24 protein-coding genes and 5 tRNA genes are annotated in these 21,853 nt (G+C 61.6%); 6 read left to right on the top strand and 23 right to left on the bottom strand.

Annotated features, from left to right (window positions below):
• Window positions 1-13 precede the first annotated feature (13 nt).
• The 7 genes from JONANDRAFT_RS00730 to JONANDRAFT_RS00700 all read right to left on the bottom strand — a co-directional run bounded on the left by JONANDRAFT_RS00730 (window position 14) and on the right by JONANDRAFT_RS00700 (window position 6,207).
• Entirely contained in the window at window positions 14-2,014 is a 2,001-nt protein-coding gene (locus JONANDRAFT_RS00730; RefSeq protein ID WP_008522363.1) for a V-type ATP synthase subunit I, read from the bottom strand.
• The gene (locus JONANDRAFT_RS00725) at window positions 2,001-2,327 is read right to left on the bottom strand and encodes a hypothetical protein (RefSeq protein ID WP_008522361.1); all 327 of its coding nucleotides are present in this window, start codon (window positions 2,325-2,327) and stop codon (window positions 2,001-2,003) included. Before JONANDRAFT_RS00725 ends, JONANDRAFT_RS00730 begins: the two co-directional genes overlap by 14 nt.
• Window positions 2,328-2,694: 367 nt before the next feature.
• Window positions 2,695-2,770 (bottom strand) — tRNA-Gly (locus tag JONANDRAFT_RS00720).
• Window positions 2,771-2,783: 13 nt separating this feature from the next.
• Window positions 2,784-3,410, bottom strand: a complete 627-nt coding sequence (locus JONANDRAFT_RS00715) for a 3'-5' exonuclease (RefSeq protein ID WP_008522020.1) — start codon at window positions 3,408-3,410, stop codon at window positions 2,784-2,786.
• Window positions 3,407-4,216, bottom strand: a complete 810-nt coding sequence (locus JONANDRAFT_RS00710) for a TIGR02757 family protein (RefSeq protein ID WP_008522017.1) — start codon at window positions 4,214-4,216, stop codon at window positions 3,407-3,409. The genes JONANDRAFT_RS00715 and JONANDRAFT_RS00710 overlap by 4 nt, the downstream gene beginning before the upstream one ends.
• 58 nt (window positions 4,217-4,274) lie before the next feature.
• Entirely contained in the window at window positions 4,275-4,766 is a 492-nt protein-coding gene (locus JONANDRAFT_RS00705) for a ferritin (protein WP_008522015.1), read from the bottom strand.
• A 67-nt stretch (window positions 4,767-4,833) separates the two neighbouring features.
• Window positions 4,834-6,207, bottom strand: a complete 1,374-nt coding sequence (locus JONANDRAFT_RS00700) for a uracil-xanthine permease family protein (RefSeq protein WP_008522357.1) — start codon at window positions 6,205-6,207, stop codon at window positions 4,834-4,836.
• Window positions 6,208-6,288: 81 nt separating this feature from the next.
• On the opposite strand from JONANDRAFT_RS00700, the gene JONANDRAFT_RS00695 reads away from it, so the two are divergent.
• Entirely contained in the window at window positions 6,289-7,041 is a 753-nt protein-coding gene (locus tag JONANDRAFT_RS00695) for an SIR2 family NAD-dependent protein deacylase (RefSeq protein ID WP_008522355.1), read from the top strand.
• Between the two features lie 105 nt (window positions 7,042-7,146).
• On the opposite strand, the gene JONANDRAFT_RS00690 is transcribed toward JONANDRAFT_RS00695, so the two are convergent.
• From JONANDRAFT_RS00690 to JONANDRAFT_RS00655, 8 genes are all read right to left on the bottom strand, one after another.
• A tRNA-Thr gene (locus JONANDRAFT_RS00690) sits at window positions 7,147-7,222 on the bottom strand.
• Between the two features lie 3 nt (window positions 7,223-7,225).
• A tRNA-Tyr gene (locus JONANDRAFT_RS00685) sits at window positions 7,226-7,311 on the bottom strand.
• A 23-nt stretch (window positions 7,312-7,334) separates the two neighbouring features.
• A tRNA-Thr gene (locus JONANDRAFT_RS00680) sits at window positions 7,335-7,410 on the bottom strand.
• Between the two features lie 82 nt (window positions 7,411-7,492).
• A complete protein-coding gene (locus JONANDRAFT_RS00675) occupies window positions 7,493-7,795 on the bottom strand; it encodes an MTH1187 family thiamine-binding protein (protein ID WP_008522011.1) in 303 nt (100 codons plus the stop codon).
• The gene (locus tag JONANDRAFT_RS00670; protein WP_008522354.1) at window positions 7,776-9,185 is read right to left on the bottom strand and encodes a TolC family protein; all 1,410 of its coding nucleotides are present in this window, start codon (window positions 9,183-9,185) and stop codon (window positions 7,776-7,778) included. Before JONANDRAFT_RS00670 ends, JONANDRAFT_RS00675 begins: the two co-directional genes overlap by 20 nt.
• Before the next feature lie 27 nt (window positions 9,186-9,212).
• A complete protein-coding gene (mgtE, locus tag JONANDRAFT_RS00665; protein WP_231286765.1) occupies window positions 9,213-10,478 on the bottom strand; it encodes a magnesium transporter in 1,266 nt (421 codons plus the stop codon).
• A 137-nt stretch (window positions 10,479-10,615) separates the two neighbouring features.
• A complete protein-coding gene (gene mgtE, locus JONANDRAFT_RS00660; RefSeq protein WP_008522008.1) occupies window positions 10,616-11,977 on the bottom strand; it encodes a magnesium transporter in 1,362 nt (453 codons plus the stop codon).
• A 253-nt stretch (window positions 11,978-12,230) separates the two neighbouring features.
• Window positions 12,231-12,647 (bottom strand): hypothetical protein, encoded by a 417-nt coding sequence (locus JONANDRAFT_RS00655; protein ID WP_008522006.1) that lies wholly within the window; start codon window positions 12,645-12,647, stop codon window positions 12,231-12,233.
• Window positions 12,648-12,838: 191 nt separating this feature from the next.
• Between JONANDRAFT_RS00655 and JONANDRAFT_RS00650 the strand changes: the two genes are divergently transcribed.
• The 5 genes from JONANDRAFT_RS00650 to JONANDRAFT_RS08130 all read left to right on the top strand — a co-directional run bounded on the left by JONANDRAFT_RS00650 (window position 12,839) and on the right by JONANDRAFT_RS08130 (window position 15,717).
• Window positions 12,839-13,321, top strand: a complete 483-nt coding sequence (locus JONANDRAFT_RS00650) for a YbaK/EbsC family protein (RefSeq protein WP_008522005.1) — start codon at window positions 12,839-12,841, stop codon at window positions 13,319-13,321.
• Between the two features lie 79 nt (window positions 13,322-13,400).
• Complete coding sequence (locus tag JONANDRAFT_RS00645; RefSeq protein WP_008522004.1) at window positions 13,401-14,327, top strand: tyrosine-type recombinase/integrase; 927 nt, start codon at window positions 13,401-13,403, stop codon at window positions 14,325-14,327.
• A complete protein-coding gene (locus JONANDRAFT_RS00640; protein ID WP_008522002.1) occupies window positions 14,324-15,157 on the top strand; it encodes a purine-nucleoside phosphorylase in 834 nt (277 codons plus the stop codon). Before JONANDRAFT_RS00645 ends, JONANDRAFT_RS00640 begins: the two co-directional genes overlap by 4 nt.
• A 10-nt stretch (window positions 15,158-15,167) precedes the next feature.
• Window positions 15,168-15,566: a J domain-containing protein gene (locus tag JONANDRAFT_RS00635; protein WP_008522000.1), complete on the top strand. Its 399-nt coding sequence runs from the start codon at window positions 15,168-15,170 to the stop codon at window positions 15,564-15,566.
• Between the two features lie 52 nt (window positions 15,567-15,618).
• Window positions 15,619-15,717, top strand: a tRNA-Sec gene (locus JONANDRAFT_RS08130).
• A 56-nt stretch (window positions 15,718-15,773) separates the two neighbouring features.
• Here JONANDRAFT_RS08130 and tsaD read toward each other — a convergent pair.
• From tsaD to JONANDRAFT_RS00600, 8 genes are all read right to left on the bottom strand, one after another.
• Window positions 15,774-16,835 (bottom strand): tRNA (adenosine(37)-N6)-threonylcarbamoyltransferase complex transferase subunit TsaD, encoded by a 1,062-nt coding sequence (gene tsaD / locus JONANDRAFT_RS00630; RefSeq protein ID WP_008521993.1) that lies wholly within the window; start codon window positions 16,833-16,835, stop codon window positions 15,774-15,776.
• Window positions 16,787-16,963 (bottom strand): zinc ribbon domain-containing protein, encoded by a 177-nt coding sequence (locus tag JONANDRAFT_RS08215; protein ID WP_008521992.1) that lies wholly within the window; start codon window positions 16,961-16,963, stop codon window positions 16,787-16,789. The genes tsaD and JONANDRAFT_RS08215 overlap by 49 nt, the downstream gene beginning before the upstream one ends.
• Window positions 16,964-16,968: 5 nt before the next feature.
• Window positions 16,969-17,502: a hypothetical protein gene (locus tag JONANDRAFT_RS00625; RefSeq protein ID WP_008521990.1), complete on the bottom strand. Its 534-nt coding sequence runs from the start codon at window positions 17,500-17,502 to the stop codon at window positions 16,969-16,971.
• The gene (murJ, locus tag JONANDRAFT_RS00620; protein ID WP_021775700.1) at window positions 17,499-19,034 is read right to left on the bottom strand and encodes a murein biosynthesis integral membrane protein MurJ; all 1,536 of its coding nucleotides are present in this window, start codon (window positions 19,032-19,034) and stop codon (window positions 17,499-17,501) included. Before murJ ends, JONANDRAFT_RS00625 begins: the two co-directional genes overlap by 4 nt.
• Before the next feature lie 20 nt (window positions 19,035-19,054).
• Window positions 19,055-19,792, bottom strand: a complete 738-nt coding sequence (gene lptB, locus JONANDRAFT_RS00615; RefSeq protein ID WP_008521988.1) for an LPS export ABC transporter ATP-binding protein — start codon at window positions 19,790-19,792, stop codon at window positions 19,055-19,057.
• Complete coding sequence (locus JONANDRAFT_RS00610) at window positions 19,789-20,598, bottom strand: LptA/OstA family protein (RefSeq protein ID WP_008522352.1); 810 nt, start codon at window positions 20,596-20,598, stop codon at window positions 19,789-19,791. Before JONANDRAFT_RS00610 ends, lptB begins: the two co-directional genes overlap by 4 nt.
• Window positions 20,599-20,758: 160 nt before the next feature.
• Complete coding sequence (locus JONANDRAFT_RS00605; RefSeq protein WP_008521986.1) at window positions 20,759-21,292, bottom strand: NUDIX hydrolase; 534 nt, start codon at window positions 21,290-21,292, stop codon at window positions 20,759-20,761.
• Between the two features lie 4 nt (window positions 21,293-21,296).
• On the bottom strand, window positions 21,297-21,845 hold the full coding sequence (locus JONANDRAFT_RS00600; protein WP_008521985.1) for a 2-oxoacid:acceptor oxidoreductase family protein: 549 nt from the start codon (window positions 21,843-21,845) through the stop codon (window positions 21,297-21,299).
• Between the last annotated feature and the right edge of the window lie 8 nt (window positions 21,846-21,853).

The raw sequence follows: 21,853 nt of genomic DNA, 5'->3' as shown, positions 1-21,853 counted from the left end.
TCTTAATAGGCGGCTAGGCTCTGCCGTCGTTTTCGGCCACAGTGACGTACTCGGTTCGGTACGTTAGAGGCTCGAACTGCGTGCCGCCGCTTTCGTAAAACTTTCCGAAAAACTCCACGTACTGAAGGCGCAGGGGGTGAACAAACGCCCCCAAGATGTTGATGACCATGCTGAAAATCTGCCCGCCGAAGAACAGCAGCAGGGCAAGCACCCACCCGACATACGGCACGCCGGCCACCATGGACGACATCAGGTTGATGATCATCGCTACGGCACTGCCGACCAGCCCCAGAGCGAGCAGGCGGCTGTAGCTCAGCACGTCACCCAAGTAAGAAGTGACGCCGTACAGGCTCAGCACGCCGCTGGTCAGTTTGCCAAACAGCGTGGGCTTCTCCCGCCCCTGCGTGAGGATCAGTAGCGCGGCGCCGCCCAAAGCCAGCAGCTTGCCGGCCGGAGCCAGCGACGGGACCTGAGTCGAAGCCCCAAGCGACAGAAGTCCGATCAAAAGCAGCGCCCAGCCGCCCTGATCGGCTACCGCGGCAAAAACTTTGCCGTGGCGGACGTTGGTGTAAAACGCGATCGCCAAACCGTAGAAGATGTGCACCAGCCCTAAAGCCAAGGACAGCCCCAGCATGACCATGGGCTGCTCCATCGGGTTGATGACCGCCATGCCGTGGACAACCGGCCGGAGGAACGACAGGAAGGGAAACTCGTCGACCATATTGCCGAACCAACCGCCGGTCAGAGCGCCCACGATAATCGTGGCGATGCCAGAATAGAAAATCAGCTTGATGAACCGATACGGACCTTCGGACATTGACCGGTACTTGTGGAGGACGTACCAAGTAATCGCAGCCACAACGACGCCGTATCCCGCGTCGCCGTAGCACAGCCCGAAGAACAGCAGGAAGAACGGGAACATCGGAACCGACGGGTCGGCCCCACCGTACACCGGCGCCCCGTAAAGCATGGTGAGCATTTCGAGGGGCTGAGCGAACTTCGGGTTTTCCAGCGTCACAGGCGGATTATCGCCGTCCTGCGGCGCGTGAACCTGCAGGTCGATCTCCCGCTCCCACGGCGCTAAAACGCGCTTTAGTTCCGCCTCGTCGGCGCTGCGCACCCAGCCCGCAAGGGCCACCGTCTGGGCCGTTTTTTCGCCCCGAGCGACGGCCTCGCGCCGGTCTTCCAAAATCTGATAACAGTCTGCCAGCTGACGAAGGACCGTCATATGCTCGACGGCAAACTGGGTCAGCTCACTCTCCACGGCCCGTTCCTGAGCCGTCATCTCGTCCAGTTGAGCCAAAAGGCCCCCGATTTCCTCAGAAACAGATCCGGCCAAATTTTCCGGCAGCTCAAGCCGAGCCACGCCGCACCGAAGGGCCACAGCGGTAAACTCTTCTTCCCGCTCGCGCAGGTAGATGGCAAGCCCCCACGGGGTTCCCACCTTTTTGTCTGCCGGCAGGTGAACGGTCACGTCGGCGTCGGAACCCAGCGCCTCAGCCAGCGCGTCTTTCCAGACCGTCAGGGCTTCCGGCGACGCCTGCCCTAAAAAGGCGGCGACCCGCTTGGTGCCCTGAGTTAAGAGCGACAGCGGGCAGGGAAGGTCGGACAAGTTCCGCAGCACGTCGATCACCTGACGGGTCTGCTCCTTGGCTGACTTGAGCTCTAAAAGACGGCGTTCCTTCTCCCGGACCTGACCGACCAGCGCCGGGACGTCCGTTGAGTCTTTCAGCCGCATCAGCTGGTCCATCGTCAGCCGATCCCGGTCGCCGAGCATTCGGGCGATCGAGCTCGTCGGATCGTCGTACCGAGGCGTCAGAAAACGAATGGCGTACCGGAGGTCCGCAAGGGCCGACTCGTAGTCAGACGCGGACTCGGCTAAGGTTTCAGGGACGTCGGAAGCGGCTTTTTCGGACACGTCGCACCGGCCCCAAGACTGCAGGGCGGCCATGACCGGCTCAAGAGATGACCGGAGCACGTGAAGCTCAATTCGTTTGACTTCAGCTACGGCCATAGCGTGACATCACCTCTTCGGCAACCCACTTGGACGTTTTCGCCAAAAGTCCTTCGTGGGCTTTGACGAACTCCGCCGCCTTCTTTTTCCCCTGATCTACCAGGCCGGCTGCCTGGTCAGCCGCTTCTTTCTCCAGTTTCTCGACCTTATTCCGATACTCCCGATAGAGGCTTTGACGGGACTCTTTCACTTTCTTCGCCGCCTCGTCCCTGGCGCGCGCCACACATGACGCGGCCTGAGCCTCGGCGTCGGACACCCGTTTTGCCGCGGCCTCCTCTAGGGCACGAATCTCATCGGTCAAATTCGTCGCCATCATTCCACCTCCTTCCGTCGTTGTGTATACACAAAGACGCAGGTTACAACTAGTTAGATTCTATTGGTGAAATAACGAGATGTCAATTCAAATTCAGCTTCGATCAAAGTTTCAGCGAACTTTCAGCAGAGATGCCCATCACGTTGTCTCTATTTTGTCGCAAATGCACAGAACCGTTCGCGTATCACCTGTTTTCCCGCGAGAACTCTCCGACGCCTTTTGCCGTTTCTGAACTGCGCGGTCCCCCAAAGACGGCTTCCCCTTCAAGCTCTCGCCGTCTGACGATTCACAGCCGCGGCGAAGGAGCCCATTGCGGGAGAAAAGAAAAAACCCGCCGGTCTCGTGACCGGCGGGGAGAGAAATCAGTTGGAGCGGATGACGGGGATCGAACCCGCGACCCTCAGCTTGGGAAGCTGATGCTCTACCAACTGAGCTACATCCGCAACTATTTTGCAATTATATGGCAGGGCCCATGCGTTGGCAAGTGCCCGGCGTCAGGAGCCGGAAATCTCCGTACTCGTGAGCCAGATCGGCCAATTCGAGGCACCTCAGCTGATCGACCTTTTCAAGGAAGCGGGTGAACAGCTGCTGGGTGTACCAGCAGTCGCACAGCGCCCGGTGATGAACGCCCTCTTTGAACTCGAAAAAGTCGCTCAGCGACTCCAAACTGTAGCTTCGCAGCCCGGGGAAGGCGACTCGGCTCAGAGGAAGCGTGTCAAACACCGTCATCGCCTGCCACTTGCGGCCCAGCTTGTCTAAAACCGGCGCGATGAAGCTTAGGTCAAACGGCGCGTTGTGGAGAACGAGCGGCGCGGGGCCGACAAAGTCCAGCAGTCCCGCGATGACCTCTTCGACCCGAGGCTGACCGGCCACCATGTCGTCGGTTATGCCGTGAATGGATCTGCCGCTGGCCGGGATAGGGCAGCCCGGATCAATGAGCGAGGAAAACTCTTCGCCCTTCTTGCCGGGAACGAACTTGAGAGCCCCCACCTCGATGATGGAGCAGCTCCTCGGTGACAGGCCGGTCGTCTCGATGTCCAGCGCCACGTATCCAGTCTCCCAAGCAAAGGCCTCGTCGTTCACGGCTCATCAGCTCCTTCGGCAATCCGTTCAAGCTCCCGATAGGTCATGTCAGGGCGTATTCCCCACCGGGTCAGGGTAAAATCATACCTCACCGGGTCATCGGGCCGCAACCGCCGAAACGCCTCAGTGATCTCCCGCGCCGTCGCCAGCCCGGCTCCCTTCCGACGGGTCAGGCCGAACAGCCGCGCGACGCGGAACATGTGCGTGTCCAACGGGACGACCAGCGCCGACGGCGGGACGTCGTCCCAGCCTCCGGGGTCAACGCCGTCATGCCGAACCATCCAGCGCATGAACAAAAACGCCCGCTTGCAGGAGCTTTTCCTGCTGGGACGGCACACCAGACTGGTGCGGCCGGCTTGATCTTCGACCGCTCCGGCAAACTCGTCCCAGCTGGCAGTCAGGTCGGACGTGCGGGAAAAACTCTTCCCAATCCAGCTCCCGATCGTCCCGTCGCCAATCACGTCCCGAACGGCCAACAGGACGTCGGCCACCTCGGCGACTGGGGTGAACCGGTGCTTAAAATCTCCCCAACTGTCTATCAAGCTCGAACGGGTCGCGTCGGCCAGCGCAGCCCGGGGATGACTGCCCAGCGGAGCGAGCAGACGCGCGACGCTGGACAGGATCATGGCAACCCGCCCGTATGCCAGAGACGACGCGACGAACCCGACAAGCTCCCGGTCCTCCGGCTCTCTGTACTCGTAGAGGAACTGAAGCGGATCCGGGCTGACGAGTTCTCTCCTGTTGTACGTCCTGTACAGGGACTCGAGCAGGCAGGACAGGCGCTTTTTAGAAAGCCGTTTGGCCATAAGCACACTCCTTCAAAAAAAGAGGGGCCCGATCTCGGGCCCCTCTTCGGCTGTGAACTTATTCGTGTCTGACGAAGCCGGCGTCCAGCAGGTGAAGCTTTCCTGCGTCGCCCTTGCCCAAGGAGACCACGTGAACGTTCCGCGTCGCGTTCGCCTCTTCTTCCACTTGCTCGTTGATGTACCAGCTCATCAGAGTTTCCGTGGCGAAGTCCTCTTCCTCACGGGCGAGCTTGATAATCGACGCGATGAGGTCGGACACGTGACGCTCGTGGCCAAGCGCCTGCTCGAAGACGGCTAGGGCGCTTTCCCATGACGTCTTGGGCCCCTCGATAGCCGTCAGCTTGGGCTGCTCGCCGCGGGATTCGATGTAGTGGTAGATCTTGAAAGCGTGCTCCATCTCTTCCTTGGCCTGATGGGCCATCCAACCGGCCATGCCCGGCAGCTCCTGAGCGGTCAGCCAGCTGGCCATGGACTGGTACAGATAGGCCGAGTACATCTCGGCGTTCACCTGATCGTTCAGCGCTTTGTAAAGCTTATCAGAAAGTTTCATCCCTATCCCTCTCCCTTCTTGCTTTTTTACAGCCTAGTCTCCCCCTCTGGAGCCGGCAAGAGTGAAACTAGTGATTCGTCGTCGCCATGCCCCGTTCTTCGGCCGTCCCGGGGATCAGGTTATCGAGAAGGCACGATGAGATGCCCGCTACGGCCATGGCCGTCTTGCCGAGCGCCCACAGAACCTGACCGATGATCCCCAGCTCGAAGAATGCCGCCTGATGGGCCTCGACCCAGCCGGGAAGCCCCAGAGCCATGAGGAACGAGAACCCGATGATCATCACGTTGCGCTGGGAGTGCATGTCCGCCCGGAGCAGCGCTTGAATGCCCAGCGCCCCGATGCAGCCAAAAAGCGCGATGTAGCATCCGCCAATGATCGGCGTGGGGACCGTCGCTACCAGCGCGCCGAACTTGCCGACAAAGCTCATCAGGATCAGAAGAACCGCGCCGGTTCGGACGACCCATCGGGACGCCACGCCGGTCAGGCTGATCAGGCCGATGTTCTCCGTGTAGGACGTGCAGGCGACCGCGCCGCTCAGGCCGCCCACCATGCAGCCGATTCCCTCGGCGGCAATGCCCCGATTGATGACTTCGGGTGACGGATCCGGCAGCCCGCAGGCGTTGCTCACGTTGTAGTAGTCGCCCAGACTTTCGATGAACACGGAGAAGAACCCAGCAAGCACGGCGCCCATGGAGACGAAGCTGATTTTGGGCATCCCCCACGGGGCCAACCCGGTGAACTGCAGCCAATGAGCCCCTCTGACGGTGGTAAGATTGATGAAGACCGGGTGATCCGGCGGCAGAACGCCTGTGGCGCTGAGGGCCAAGCAGACCAGATACACCACCACCACGCTGAGTAGAATCGAGAAGATGTTCACGTAGACCCGCTTGACCACGAGGCTGAACAGGAAGATCAGCGCGACGACCGCCAGCGACGCGGGCCAGAACTTCGCCGCGTTGCTGCCCACGGCGACGGGGGCCAGAGAGAACCCGATTGCCATGATGGTGGTTCCCATGGTCAGGGGGCCGATGAACCGGCGCAGTTTGCCCACGATGCCGCAGTACCCCAACACGGCCATCACGAGACCGCCGACGATCAGCGAGCCGCCCAGATACTGCATGATGACGTTCGGCCCCTGCGATCCGTAGATGCCGATGACGGTCATCACGGGCGGGATGAAGCTGAAGCTGGAACCCTGAACGATCGGCAGACGGGAGCCCAGACGGCTGGTCTGGACGAGCGTGCATATCCCCATCGACAGGTAGACGCAGCTGATAAAGAAGCCGATCTGCAGCGGCGACATGCCCATCGCAGGGCCGAAAATCAGCGGCACGAGCGTCGTGGCGCCAAACAGCGTAAGCACGTGCTGAGCCCCGGCCAGCAGCATGACCGGCATGGACGGTCTGTCTTCAACGCCATAGACGAGTACTCTCTTGTTCATCATGACCCTCCTCTTTTTTTCTGGAGGGATTATATCATATTTTGTGTGAAAACGGTTGCACAATCATGAAGGAGGTTCCCCATGTCTGTTCAGTCAGTTCTTCAGCGGTGCGCCGAACTGGTCGCCGCGTCCCGCCGAGCCGTCGCCTTTACCGGCGCGGGAGTCTCCACCGACGCCGGTCTGCCGGATTTCCGAGGACCGAACGGCCTGTACCGTCGGTCCGACGTGGACGCTTCCCGTCTCTTCGACATCGACGCGTTTTATGAGGATCCGTCGTACTACTATCGGTTCCATCGCCAGCTGCGAAAAATTTTGGCGGGCATTCGGCCGACGGTCACCCACAGATTTTTGGCCCAGTGGGAGCAGTCCGGCCGGCTGGCAGCCCTCGTGACTCAGAACTTCGACGGACTTCACGAGGCCGCCGGCTCAAAGCGCGTCTTCCCAGTCCACGGCACGGTGGCGACCAACACGTGTCTGCGGTGCGGCAGAGGTTTTTCCGCGGCCCAGCTGGACGAATTTCTTGCCGAACAGGACGTGCCTCACTGTCCCTGCGGCGGCGTCATTAAGCCCGACGTGGTGTTCTTCGGCGAGTCGGTGAAGTTTTTGAGCGAGTCGTTCGCCGCCGCCGAGGCGGCGGACTTCATGCTGGTGCTGGGCACGTCGCTGACCGTCGCTCCGGCCTGTTCCGTTCCCGCCCTCTGCCCCGCGCCGGTGGTGATCGTCAACAAAGGGGCGGTTCACCTTTCCTACCCGCGCAGCAGGGAGATCCTTCAGGCCGACTGCGACCTGGACGACTTTTTCACCCAGCTGTCAAGGCTTGTGACGTTCCCTTAACGGTCACGAACACAAATGGCCGGCCCTTCTGCCGCGAGCGGCAGAAGGGCCGGCTTTTCTGCAAAACAAAAGGCTCCCGCGCTTTTGCGCGGGAGCCGCAATGACTGGAGCCGACTTCCAGACTTGAACTGGAGACCCCCTCCTTACCATGGAGGTGCTCTACCGACTGAGCTAAGTCGGCTAGTGGTGGTAGCGGGTGGATTTGAACCACCGTAGGCGCTAGCCGGCAGATTTACAGTCTGCTGCCTTTGACCACTCGGCCACACTACCCCTCGGTCACGCTGGCGTAGTAATGGAGCCGGCAACCAGATTTGAACTGGTGACCTGCTGATTACAAGTCAGCCGCTCTACCAACTGAGCTACGCCGGCCCGAACGCTGTGTATTATACCGACTTTCGGGCCCTTGTCAACCGGCAGACGCCATACACTTTGGCTGAACGGGCTTGATCGGTTAAATTTTTTCCTCCACGGCGTGAATTTTCCCGTCCATGGTGAGCTCTTTGTCCCGCCGGTCGTCGATTCGGATCGTCGTTCCAACCCGCATGATCCCCATGCCAAACGGCGCCTCGTGAGCGGCGCGGATCGCCTTCAACACCTCGTCAAGTTCCCCCTCCAGCACCGTGCCCATCGGGGTAAGACGCACTTTCAGGTCAAAACTCCGAAGCGTCCTCTCCACAGCCGCCACGTACGGGCTGTACCCTCCCGGTCCCGGAATGACCGGCACAACCGTCACTTCAGCGATGACTTTTGGCATGTTCTTCTCCCTTCTCCGAGCTCCAAGCTCCGGACATAAACGTTTCGTCCAACGGGTCGCCCCCCAAGGCGAACCAGTAGTCGTTCCGTGCCAGAAGAGAATCGTACAGTGCGTCAACGACGCCGTTGCGGGCTTTGGACAGCTGAGCCCGCGCGTCGAGAACGTCCAAGTTCGTCCCCACCGCCGCGTTGTACCGCACGAGCGCGATACGGTAGTCCTCAGAAGCGCTTTTTTCCTGCTGAACCGCCACTTTGTTCCGGCTGATTGCCGACGTCATGTTAAGCCGCGACTGGGCGATCTCCATGTCGATCTGGCGTTTCACGTCCTCGATCTGGGCGTCGGCCTCAGCGGCCTTGGCTTTAGCCTCCCGGGCCTGAGCGGACGCCTTGCCGCCGTCGAAGAAGTCCCAACGAAGAGCCAGCCCGACCTCCCAGTCCTGCCGGTCGTTTGGCCAAAACTGCCGCCCCTGCGCGACAAGAGAACCCTTGGCGAGCAGTTTAGGACCTAAAGACCCGTGAGCCGCCTTGGCCGACGCGTTCGCCGCCTGCTTCAAACACCCTAAAGCGACCAGTTCGGGGCGAAGGGCCGCGTCGTCCTCGCCCGGCTCATCCAGCTGGGCGACGCCTCGGCCGTTCGGCTCCGGCAGGTCGTAGCAGCCCTGCAGACTGATTCCTACAAGGCGTTCCAGCCCCTTCCACGCCAGCTGAACGGCGTTGTCCACAGTGATCAGCCCCAGCTGACTTTCGGCCACAGCCGCTTCGGTGCGAAGCACGTCGTGTTTGGCCACCGCCCCGTGGCGATAGAACGTGTTCACTTGGTCCAGATGTTCCTTCGCCAAGTCGTAGATCTCCTGAGCCACCGCCCGTTTCGCTCTGGCTCTCTGCAAGCCATACCAGCAGGCCAGCGTCTCGTGGGCGATCGTCTGGCGGACCCGTTCCGTCTGGGCGTCAACCCCTCGGGCAGCCCATTTTTTTGCCGCGACGGAGTTTTCCACGGCGCCGCTGCTGAAGACGAGCCACTGCACGCCAAGCTCAGCCGCATATGCCTCGGTAAAGCTGTCAAGCGCGTACCCGGCTCCTCCGCCAACGACCGTGCCGATGGGCGTGCCTAAGGGCCCCAACGCGGCACCTTGAACCCTGACAAACGCCGGAATCTTGCCGTCCTCGCCCTGCCACGAGCCGCCGAGGGACGCGAACAGGTGCGGAATTTTGTCCGATCGTGCCTGATCGATGGCAGCTCGAGCCGCGTCGAACCGACGGTTCGCCGCCTGAATCTGCGGGCTGTGTTCCAACGCCAGCCTCACGGCCTCCTGAGGCGTCAGAACCGGAGAAGCCGCCGCAGGCACGGCAAACAGCAGGCATAACTCCACAAAAAGGAACAGCTTCTTCATCTGATACCCTCCCACACGCCGCGCGCTTTACAGCAGAAAGCGCGCCGCAATTCCCAGATAAACTGCCAGTCCTGCGACGTCTACGATGGTGCTGAGAAGCGGCCCCGACAGGAGCGCCGGGTCAAAGCCCATCCGCCGGATAGCAAACGGCAGAAGCGTGCCCATGGCGTTCGCCAGCGTCACAACAGCGATCATGCCGCTCGCCACGACCATCCATATCGGCGGCTGGGTTCCCATCATCCAAGCCCGCCCGACAGCCATAGCAGCCATGGCAAGGCCCAACATCAGGCCGGTCACCAATTCGCGGACGAGCACCTTCCAGACCGTTGAATCGGGCATTTGGCCGAGCGCCATGCTGCGAATAACCAAGGCCGACGCCTGAGAGCCCGTGTTGCCGCCCGTGTCCACCAGAAGGGGAATGAAGAACGACAGGGCAACCACAGTGCTCAGCGCCTCTTCAAATGACTTCATCAAGCTGGTAGTCATAATGCCGGTCACAAGACACAGGAGCAGACAGGGCAGACGCCGCCGAGCTTGGCGCAGAATGCTCGGGCTTTCCTGCTCTTCGCCGGACGACAGACCGCCCATCTGAAGGAACAGTTCGGCGTTTTCCTGATCGATCAAGTCCAGCACGTCGTCGAAGGTAAGCAGCCCGATCAACCGGCCGCCGTCAACCACGGGGAGCACGTCCCGATCGTACCGGGACATGATCCGGGCCGCTTCGTCCTGCGGGGTCAGAGGCGAGACTTGGCAGGGATTCGGGTCGAGCAGCTCCATCACAGGACGGTCCGGGTCGGACAGGACGATATCCTCCAACGGCACCGAGCCGACGAACTGACCGTCCTCGTCGACGACGAAGCAGCTGCGGGCCGTTTCCCGGTTTTCCGCGCCGGTCCGTATCCGGCCGATGGCGTCTTTGACGCTGTCAGTCGGCAGGAGCTGCACCCACCCTTTTGTCATTAAAAGCCCGACGCTCTCAGCGGGCCACGGCAGGGCTTTTTCGACCTCTCGGCGGACTTTGACCGGCAAAGCGCCCACCACGTCGCGGGTGAGCCGGGCCGGCAGCTCGTCCAGCAGGGTCATGATCGTCGTCTGAGGCAGCGCGAGAACCAAGTTGCCAAGCTCTTTCACCGTCGCGCTGGACAGGATTCTCTGCCGCTCGTTTCGGTCCAAGTCCTTGAGCAGCGCCACGAAGCGGGCCGGCTCTAAGTAACTGCACAGCAAAAGCGCCCGCCGCGGATGAAGGTGGCGGAGCTCTTCCTTCAGCATTGACGAGGGCAGCCGGTTTAGCATTCGAACGCAGGTTTCCCTGTCGCCGCGCTCAAAGACCCCTCTGAAATTGTTGCGGTGCGGCGCCGCCATGGTCTACGCTTCTTTCCCGAAGACCCAGCCGGCGCAAGTCAAACAGCTCATCGGCTCAGCCTCCGTTCTCATAGCGAGGCGACTTTCAGGAACGCCTGCGCGATCCCGAAATACACCATCAGCCCGCACACGTCGACCACGGTAGTCAGCAGAGGACCTGACATAATTGCCGGGTCAATTCCCAGCGAGTGCCCCACGAGGGGCAGCAGCGTGCCGACTAAGTTTCCCATCAGCACGACGGCCGCCAGCGCCACGCCGACCGCCAGCGTCACAGGCAGCCCAACGCCCAAGGAAACGGCGCGAAGGAGCCCTAAGATCCCCAGCACGACGCCCATCGTCACCCCGACGCCGGTCTCGCGCAAAATCGTCTCCCCGGCGTTGCGCCAGCTGCCGGTTCCCAGCGTGATGCTGCGGACCATCACGGTGGCCGACTGGGTGCCCGAGTTGCCGCCCGTCCCAATGAGCAGCGGCACAAAAAACGTCAGAGTCACCGCTTGGCTGATGACCGGCTCAAAATACCTGAGAACCGCCGACGTGAGCGACTCGGCGAAGATACAGATCACAAGCCACGTGAACCGCTTGCGCACCAGCGTAACCACGCTGGCGTCCAAGTAGTCCTCGTCCATCGGCTGGATACCGGCATGAAGTTCCAAGTCCTCGGTGGCCTCTTCTTCGACCACGTCCAGTACGTCGTCAAAGGTGATGATCCCAACCAGCCGCTCTTCCGAGTCGACGACCGGTAGCGAGTACAGGTCGTACTGGGAAATGACCTTGGCGGCCTCTTCCTGGTCCTGGGTCGTCAAAATCCAAATAGGCGCCGGGTCCATCACGTCGCCAACAAGGGCGTCAGGGTCGGCCAGAAGCAGGTCTTCCAAGTCAACTTCGCCCAGCAGGTGCCGGTACGGGTCGGTGACAAAACAGGTGTAAATCGTCTCTTTATTCGGCGCGGTCTGGCGAATCCGATCCAGCGCCTCCTGAACGGTCGCGGCCGCTTTTAAGTCGATATATTCGGGCGTCATGATCCGGCCTGCCGAGTCCTGCGGGTACCCCAACAGCCGGTTGGCCAGAGCACGCTCCTGCGGTGAAAGCTGCCGCAGAAGCTCCTTGACCGTTTTGGCCGGCAGCTCGTCGAACAGTTCGGTCCGGTCGTCGTCGGACATATCTTCCAACATGACGGCCACTTCTTTGTCCGACGCATGACGCAAAAACGTCTGCTGAACGTCCGTGTCCAGCAGCTCGAAAACGTCGATCGCCATATCCTTGGGCAGCAGGCGGAAAAAGAACACAAGTTCCGCCGGCGGCAGCAGGCCGAGACACTCCGCCATATCGACAGGCTCCACGCCGGACAGAATTTCTTTGGCCCGGCGGAACTCCTTCGCCTGGATGAGCTCTCGAATCTGCTCGATGAGTTCGCGCTCTCTCGAGATCATCTCGTACTCCTTTCCACGTCAACACGAGCCGACGCGGAAAGCCGCCGCCTCGTTTTTACGGTACGTTCGGTGTACTTATCGGTACAGGGTCTGCCGATAATGAGCCTTGTTCCATATCATCACCGTTCTTTCTGCACCCGCAAAATTTCGCGCCATAGGCGGCTGTCTATCATCATACACTTGCTTTAAAATGACCGTCAATGACGGGCGCCGCCAGAGGACAAAAAAGGCGGTTGAGCTTCGCCCTCCGCCTTCAGTCCGTCGTCTTCAAATTTTGATTCAGGCGCCACATCGTCAGCCCCTGCGCCTCGGCGTCCTTCTTCATCTGATCGACCTGATCGTTGAACTCCTTCAAGATCGGGGGCCACTGAATGTTCATCGCCTCGCAGATCTTCTCGTAGGTTCTGCCGGCCTTTCTCATTCGATACACGCCGGTCAGGTCCCCGTCGGGCTGATTGAGACGGTCGATGATCAGTTTGGACAGGAGAAAGTCCTCCAGCGTCATGCCCGCCTTGGCCGAGCGGTTCCACTCCTGCTTGCTGGCGCCGCTTCGGTCCAACACAATCTGGCAAAGCGCCGCGTCGCCGTTCAAATCCCCCGCCCAGGCGTTCAGCGAGCACAGGATGGCCGCCGCGCAGACTGCCGCTGGGATAATTTTTAAGAGCTTCATGGGTCATTCTCCGTTCGTCCGAAACTCGCGAAGGCCCCTGCGGCCCCGCCGTACAGCCGTATTATTCCACGAACCCGCGAGGCGCGCCAGAGAAACCGTTTCACAAGTTTTCCTTTCCGCAACCGGCGGGATTGCAAGAACCGCCGGGCCAGCCTAAGATAAAAATATCATCCCTGAAAGGAGCCGCCGCGATGAACCCAGTCGAGCGAGTTCAGAAAGCCCTCACGGCCCTAGGGTACGGACAGGGCATCACCTACAGCGAACTGACTATCTTCACCGTGTCGGACGCGGCGAAAGCCGTCGGCGTGACCGAAGGGGAGATCCTCAAAAGCCTGATCTTTCTCATCGACGGCTCGCCGTGGCTCGTCCTCATGTCGGGAAGCAACAAGGTTCACTCCGGCGCGGTCAAGCGCGCCTCGGGCGGGAAAAAGGTCTCCATGGCCCCGTCGGACTACGTGCTGGAACATTTCGGCTACGCCGTTGGCGGCGTGCCGCCCGTCGGTTACGACGAGCAGCTGCCGGCGCTTCTGGACGAGGACCTGTGGAATTACCCAGCCGTCTGGGCCGCCGCTGGGACGGATCACCACTTCTTCCCGATCAGCCCTGACGACCTCGCCCGATACACCGGCGGCCGACGAGCCGCGCTGAAAAAATCCGACGCCCCTCAAAAATAATCGGCCGCGCCTCATCAGGCCGTTTGGGACGTCCCCTGCACTGTGCGCCGCGGGAGCGAAAGCGGACGAAGGAGAGCTCATGAACGAACAATTTGACCGATCGGCCGACGATTTCGCCGACTACCTGCGCTTTGAGCGGCAGAGCAGCGACCATACCGTCAGATCGTATGCCCGGGCTCTGGCCAAGTGGCGCAGCTGGTGCGAGACGTCCGGCGCCGACCCGATGAGCCCCGACGACGCGACGACTCCTCGGTTCATCGCCGCGATGCGGGAACAGGACCTCGCGTCCAGCACAGTTCAGCAGACCATGGCGGCGCTGAGAAGCTGGGTTCGCTATCGGCAGAGCACCGGCTCGGCGGCAGCAAGCGCCCTTCGGCTTCCCGCGCTGCCGGACAAGCCCCGCCGCCTGCCCCAAGTGCTTTCTGACGGCGAGATCGACCGGCTTCTTGAAAGCTGCTCCGGCGAGAGCTGGATGGACGTCCGGGACCGGACGATCCTTCAGATCCTCGCCGACTGCGGTCTGCGGGCTTCTGAAATCTGCTCGCTGACTCTGGCGTCGGTCGACATGGACACCCGGTTCCTTCACGTGCGCGGCAAGGGGAACAAGGACCGGTCCGTCCCCTTCGGAGCCAGCGTGGCCGACTGGCTGACCAAGTGGCTGGCGGTCCGCGCCGACGGTCATCCGACAGGTGGCGCCCGGTCGTTCCTGTTTGCCAGCCGAACCGGCGACCGGCTGACCCGCATTGACCTGTGGCGGCTGATCCGCCGACGGGGAGAACGGGCCGGGGTCGCCAAGGCTCGGCTTCACCCTCACGTGCTGCGCCACTCGGTCGCCACGCGGCTGCTACGCCGGGGCATGGACCTTCGGACCCTGCAGGAGTTCTTAGGCCACAGCTCGATCGGCACCACGGAAAAGTACACTCACTTTGATTTGGAGCTGCGGGACGTCTACGACCGCTGCCATCCCCACGCCCGACTGGGCGGACAAACGGAGGACATCTCATGACATCGTACCGCCAACTGGTCACAGACGCTCTTGAGTTCATCAAGGGCAAAGAGCCGCGTCAGCCCCTGCTGGCCATCGTTTTAGGAAGCGGACTCGGGGCGTTCGCCGAGTCTCTGGAAGAAAAACAGGTTATCCCGTACAGCGACATCCCCAACTGGCCTCTTTCCACCGCGCCGGGACACGCCGGCCGGCTGGTCATCGGCTCGGTGAACGGCATGACCGTCGCCGCTCTGCAAGGCAGGCTTCACCCCTACGAGGGGTATTCAATGGAGGACGTGACGTTCCCCGTCCGAGTTCTGGGCGCTTGGGGCGTCAAGACGTTCATCGCCACCAACGCGTCGGGAAGCATCAACTTAGGGTACCGGGCCGGGGATATCATCATCGTCCGGGACCATATCAACCTGATGGGACGCAACCCTCTGACCGGCCCGAACGAACCGTCGTGGGGCCCCCGGTTCCCTGACATGACAACCGCCTACAGCCCGGACCTTCGGCTGCTGATATCCCGCTGCGCCCTCGAGCTTGGGATACCGACCCACGAGGGCGTCTATCTGGCGATGAGCGGCCCGTCCTACGAGACGCCCGCCGAGATTCGCATGGGGCGGCTCTTGGGCGCCGACGTGGTCGGCATGTCCACCGTGCCTGAGGTCATCGTCGCCCGACACATGGGCATGAAAATCGCCTGTCTGTCCTGCGTGGCCAACGCGGCCGCGGGTATCACAGGCAACGCGCTGACCGAACAGGAAGTCCTGGACACCATGGACCGGACCGCCGGAGCTCTCACGTCGCTGCTGCTCTCCGTCGCGTCCAAGCTGTCCCAAACCGCTTAACCTTTCGACGATGGCCTTCGTCGTCCGACTTCTTCGGCTGCTGATCGTGCCGCTTTTCATCGGCTGGTTCATTCGGTCCATGCGGCGCGATATGGCGAGAAGCGGTCAAAAATTCGACTGGCGCCGATTTGTCCGCTCGTTCCTCTCCGGCCCCTATCGCGCCGAGGGCGGACAGAGCTGGACGACGAGTCCGCCGGGCCGCCCGCATAAGTCGCCGTGGGAGGTATTCGGTCTCAGCCCGACGGCGTCAGACCAAGAGATTAAACAGCGCTATCGAGAGCTAGTCTCCAAGTATCACCCTGATCGGTTCTCCGAACTGAAAGATCAAGAGTTTTCCGAGCTGGCCGCCCAGAAGTTCAAAGAGCTTCAGGAGGCCTATCAGACTCTGCGGCGCCTTCGCGGGTTTTAACCGCTCAACAGTTGAACGACGCGCCTATCTAGGGTACAATATTTGAGTTTTCGGAGGCGAATGTGGCCTGGTGGCCGCCCCGGGCTTCAAACCCGCGCGAGGGGCGATTTGAGTCGTCCTTGGTGTGTTCGATTCGCACACGCCTCCGCCACTATGACACAAATAAGCGAGCCGTTCCCTTTTGGGAACGGCTCGCTTTTGTCTTTCTTACAACGACGACAGTCCGGCTGTGACGTCCAGCGACGGATCGGGCGAGAGCGTCAGGTCGCTCGTTCGGCCGGCTTTCAGGGACAATCCGCCGGCGACGCCGATCATCACCGCGTTGTCGGTGCAGTACGATTTGGGCGGCACGAAGGCCTTCCACCCCGGGTGGGACGACACGGCTTCCCGAAACCGCGAGTTGGCCGCCACGCCGCCGGAGATGGCGACGGACCTCACGCCCGTCTTTTCCGCGGCCTGCTCCAGCCGATCGATCAGCACGTCCACAACGGCCTGCTGAAACGACGCGCACAGGTCTTCCGTCGGAATTTCCTCGCCGCGCTGACGCCAGTGGTTCACCATGTTCAGCACCGCCGTTTTCAGCCCGCTGAAGCTGAAGTCCATTGAGCCGTCGAACTTCGGCCGCGGCAGGTCAAACGCGTCGGGCCTCCCTCCGGCTGCCAGCCGATCGACCACCGGCCCGCCTGGATAGCCCAAGCCGAGCATTTTAGCCAGCTTGTCGAACGCTTCTCCTGCCGCGTCGTCCCTCGTCCGGGCCGCCAGCTGATAGTCGCCGGGGCCGCGGCACAGCAGGACTTCAGTGTGTCCGCCCGAGACGACGGCGCAGAGGAACGGGAAGTCCAAGTCAGGAGACGAGACCAACCCGGCGCACAGGTGGCCTTCCAAGTGATTCACGCCGATCAGCGGGACGCCCCAGACCTGGCTCAGCGCCTTGGCCGCCATGACGCCCACCAGTAGCGACCCCATGAGCCCGGGACCGTAGGTCACGGCGATTCCGTCCAAGTCTCTAGGAGAAACTGCCGCCTCTTTCATCAGACGCTCGGTCAGAGGCAGAAGGGCTTCAAGGTGCATTCGCGACGCGTACTCGGGCACGACGCCGCCGAACGGGCTGTGTCGCTCAATCTGGCTGGAGATGAGCCACCCGAGCGCCGTCCGTCCTCGAACGAGTGCAACGGACGTGTCGTCGCAGCTGCTCTCAATGGCTAACAGTAAGCCGTCGCTCAATGGGAACACCCGGAGCAGGAGCAGCACGAACCGCCGCAGCCGCACTTGCCTCTCAGCGAGTCCCCGCTCTCGTGGACCAGCGTGCGGGAGCCGCACTTCGGGCACTTAACGCCCGCGCGGTCGGATTCAAACCTGTGTCCGCACAGGACGCAGCGAAACACGTGAAGAGCCATTCCCCTCACCTCCCCGGAACTGTGAAGTCAGTTTTCCATTCGCCGACAGAGTAGGTTATCTTCTGCCCAGGCGCCGCAGTCGACTTGGGCAGACCGATGACAAACCAGACGAAGTCATCCGGCGCCACGTCCCCCACCGTCCGGGCGTCCAGATTCGTAAAAAGCTGACGGCGCGTTACCGGCTCGCCGTTCACCGACACGGACTCGGGCGCGAAGTAAAGGTGACCGAACGCCTCGCAGGTGACGATCACCGGGACCATCTTCTTCACCCGGGCCTTGACGGCGTCCGACAGCATCCATTCCTCAACAGACGACAGCTGCTGCAGGTTCCGTTCCATTTCCTTCTTCAGCTTGTCGTCGACGTAGAGGAACGTCACCTTCGCTTTAGAGCCGACGATCACGTCGGCCACCTTCTGGCCTTCGACGTAGATAACTGCTGACCGAGGTTCTTTCAGCGCCTCCAAGTTTGACGCACCCCACGCCGGCGACGCCGCCAAAAAAGCGGCGAGAAGGCACGCGGCTCCCCGATAGAACTTCATGCTTTTCCTCCTTTTCGGCGGATCATCGCCGAACGAAGCATCGTCCACTCGTCCCGTTTCATCAGAAGGCCAGTGGCGCACCAAACGGCGCCGGCGGACCCGGCACAGCCGACAAGCCAGAGGCACCGGACCGCAAGCCCCCAACCGGCGTCATAGGGCAAAAACAGCTTCCAGACCGCCAAGCAGCAGCCCAACGCGGCCGGAGGAACCAAACTACCGCCCAACCGCTTCCAGTTCACCCGCCCCAGAGACGGGACGCACCGCCGTAAAAGGAGCGCGCCGACGATCGGCGAAACGGTGAAGGCCAAAGAACCGGCGAGCGCCACACCGCGGGCGCCGAACGGACGGGCCAGCAGCAGGCCGAAGAGAAACAGCGAGCCAACGCAGCTTCCGGTCGTCAGGACCGCGTCGCGAGGCCGCTGCCGAGCGTACAGGCCCCGCATGACCACGGTGCCGCACGCCATGCCGGGCAGCCCCAGAAGGGACCAGAACAGGACCTGACTCGTCAGGTCCCACGCCGCCCGGTCAAACGCGCCACGGACGAACAGCAGGTGAACCGACTCGCCGCTCAAAAGCAATCCGCCGACCGTGACGGGCAGAACCAAAAACAGGCTGAACCGCAGGGCGTCAGACAGGGCGCCGCAGAACGCGTCGTCCCCGTCCGCCCGGGACAGCTCAGGCAGAACGGCTTGAGAAATGCCCACCACCACAAGGCCCAGCGGCAGCTGAATGATCCGGTTGGCGTAGTTGAGCGCCGAAATGGTGCCGTCGGGCAAAAACGAGCCGAATGCCCGAGTTAAAACCGGGTTGAGCTGGTTGAGCGACAGCCCTAAGGCGTAGGGCAAAAAGAGCGCCATCATCCGCCGCAGGTCGCTGTCCGACCGTTCAGGGACTGCCGGCAAAAGGGACAATCCTTCCTTCCGGCGAAGCCACCAGACCTGAAAGACCATTTGAGCCGCCCCGCCGGCCAGCACGGCCCAGACCATCCCTTCCACGCCGAGCGAACGGGCCAGCAGAGCCGTCAGGGTGATGAAAACCACGTTGCTCAGAGCTGGAGCCAGAGCGGGGACAAAAAAGCTTCCCAAACTGTTCAGCGCCCCCATAGCCAACGCGGCGACTGACACGAACAGCAGGAAAGGGAACATGCGGCGGGTCAAAGCGACGGCCAATTGGAACTGCTGTCCCGAAAAGCCGGGAGCCATGACCTTCACCAGCGCGGGACTCAGGAGGATTCCCAAGACGACGACGGCCGAACAGGAAGCAATCAGGACGGCTGACGCCCGTCGGGCCAGCCGCGCCGCCCGGTCCTTTCCCGATTCGGACAGAACGCGGGAGAAGACCGGCACGAACGCCGCCGACAGCGCGCCTTCGGCCAGAAGCTGGCGGGCCAAATTGGAGAGGGTAAACGCCACGAAAAACGCGTCCAAGGCGGCCGACGCTCCAAACAGCGCGGCAGTCACCATTTCTCTGGCAAGTCCCAGCACCCGGCTTGCCAGTGTGCCGAGCATCATGACCAGCGCGTTGCGCACCATACGGCCGCTTCGGTGCGGCGTCACAGCGAGAAGCGCTCCCCTAAGTAGAACTTGCGGGCCATCTCGTTGGACGCGATTTCTGAGGGCTTGCCCTGCACGAGAATCTGCCCAAGGTGAATAAGATACGCCCGGTCGGTAATCGCCAGAGTGTCCCTCACGTTGTGATCGGTGATCATCACGCCAAAGCCCCGGGACTTTAGTTGTCGAATGATCTCCTGAATCTCGCTGACGGCGATTGGGTCAATACCGCTGAACGGCTCGTCCAGCAGGATAAAATCCGGCTTATTGACCAAAGCCCGAGCAATTTCGACCCGACGGCGCTCGCCGCCCGAAAGGGAGTACCCGAACTCATCAGCCAGCCGGGTCAAACCGAACTCCTCCAGCAGGCGATCCCGCTCGGAAGCGATCTCCGACTTGCTAGCCCCCCGCTCCTCCAGAACCAGTTCAAGGTTCTGCCGAACCGTCAGATCCCGAAAGACCGACGCTTCCTGCGGCAGGTAGCCGATGCCGGCGCGGGCCCGCTCGTACACCTTCATCTTCGTCACGTCCGTGTCGCCAAGGTACACCTCGCCCGAGTCGGCAGAAATCAGCCCGACGATCATGTAAAAGCTGGTCGTCTTGCCCGCCCCATTAGGCCCCAGCAGTCCGACCACCTCGCCGCAGGCAAAGTCAATGGACACGTTGTCCACCACTTTGCGGCGGCGGAAACTTTTCGTCAGGTTTCGAGCGGCAAGCCGCTTGTTATGACTTTCGGTCATCGCTTCACTTTCTTCTTTCCCTGCGCTGGCTTAGCCGGCTTGGCTGGCTGAGCAGGCTGTGCCGGCTTCTTTTGAGTCTGCTCGGGCACGTCGACAACGATCTGCGTGCCTCCGACAGCGGTCAACTTCCCCGATGAAATGCTGTAAAGGAGCCGATTGGCCTTCAGCGTCCGATCCTGCTGAACTGCGCGGGCGTTCCCGGTCACGGTCACGATGTCTTTCGTCCGATCGTAGGTCATCACGTCGCCCCAGATCTCCGTCAGGACGTCCTTTTCGTCCTTGTGACGCAGGTAGGCGTTCCCCTTCGCCTCGGCGGACAGGACGCCCCCATCGTCGTACTGACCGTTGACGGCGTCGCACTTCAACTCAGTCTTCTGTTTTTCGTCCGCCAGCCGGGCCACCTGTTTTGCCCAGAATTTTCCTTCCCGCACGTCCGCCTCGGCCGCGTCCAAGTACTGCTGTCCGCGCTGAAGCAAGACGTTGCCTTTCATGTGATATCCGTTGCCCGGCACGGAAAAATCAGCCGTCGCGTCCTCAGCCGAGAACGTGAACGGCGTCCCGTCTTGGACGCCCGAGCCCTTCACGTTGGACCACAGATGAACCTTTTTCTCCTTCGACCACGCCTCGGCCCGGTCTGACGTGACCGTCAGCCCTTCTCGGACGAGCGTTACTTTGCCGGCCGCCGTCCCGTGACCTGAATCCATATCGTAGTCCAGCTTCTCTGCCGTCAGGGTCATCTGCGAACAACGGGCCGGTGTGGCGCAGAACAGCAACACAGCTAGGGCAGCTAAAACGCTTTTTCTCATCTCTGACACTCCCATCTGCGTTTGAGGACAGCTCCGCCGTCCTGCAGTAACTTGTCTTGTGTCATTATAACTGTTTTAACGGCTGAGGTCTTCGCAGGAAGCATCGATTGTCGAACCCAGAGCACAAAAAGGCCGGCCCAACAGACGGGCCGGCCGCAAGTTACAGTTCTTCTCGAAACGCGCAGAGCCACGACAGTCCCGCCAGCGTCTTGCCGTCCAGCGGTTCAGGCGACCTTAAAAGCTCCTCCACTTGGCCGAACGTCAAGGTCTCCAGCTCGATCACCTCGTCGACGTCGGGGGCCAGAGGCGCGCGGCGCAGATCCTTCGCCAAGAACAGGTAGATGACCTCGTCGCAGAACCCAGGCGAAGTGTAGACCGGGCGGATGAGCCTCAGCGTTCCAGCGTCAAACCCCGTTTCCTCCCGAAGCTCCCGGCGGGCCGCGTCGGCAGGGCTTTCGCCCGGCTCAATGAGACCGGCGGGGATCTCCAGCACCGACCGGCCGAGCGGGTAGCGGAACTGCTTGACCAATACAACCCCGCCAGGCCCAAGGGCAATCAGCCCGACGGCCGGCCGATGGACGACCACCTCGCGGGTCGTTTGGCGGTTGTTCCGCTCCACCACCTGAACGGTGTCAACTTTTAGGTCCAGTATCTTGCCGTGGTAAACCGTTCGGCTTTCGAGAAGGCGTTCCATACCCTTACTTCTTAACCAGAGCCCGGCCCCTCGCAAAGGCCTCAAGGTTCATCGGCAGGAACTTGGGCTTCTTCTTGCCCAGCTTCTCCCGAATGATCTTCATCGCCGAGTCAAGGCTCACCATGCCGCTGGCCTCAACCAGCGTGCCCAAGATAACGATGTTGGCGACCTTGTCGCTTCCCAGTTCGGTCGCTATCGAGTTGGCAGGAACCGGCAGAACCCGAATGTCGGTGCGCGGCTTCTCGTAGTTCACCAAGTCGCTGTTATAAATCAACAGGCCGCCGGGCTTGACGGCAGACTCGAACTTGGTCAGCGACGGCTGGTTCATCACCACAACCACGTCGCCGGAAGTCACCATTGGGGAGCCGACCGGCTCGTCGCTCACCACGCAGGAGCAGTTCGCCGTGCCGCCGCGCATCTCTGGACCGTACGACGGGATCCACGTCACGTTGCGACCGTCCTCAATGCCGGAGAACGCCACAAGCTGGCCGAGCATCATGACTCCCTGACCGCCGAAACCTGCGGCCAGCAGTTCTTTGTAGAATCCAGCCATTGTTCCGC

This window comes from Jonquetella anthropi DSM 22815 (assembly GCF_000237805.1).
Lineage (GTDB): Bacteria > Synergistota > Synergistia > Synergistales > Dethiosulfovibrionaceae > Jonquetella > Jonquetella anthropi.
This window is presented reverse-complemented; position numbering and strand designations above follow the sequence as displayed.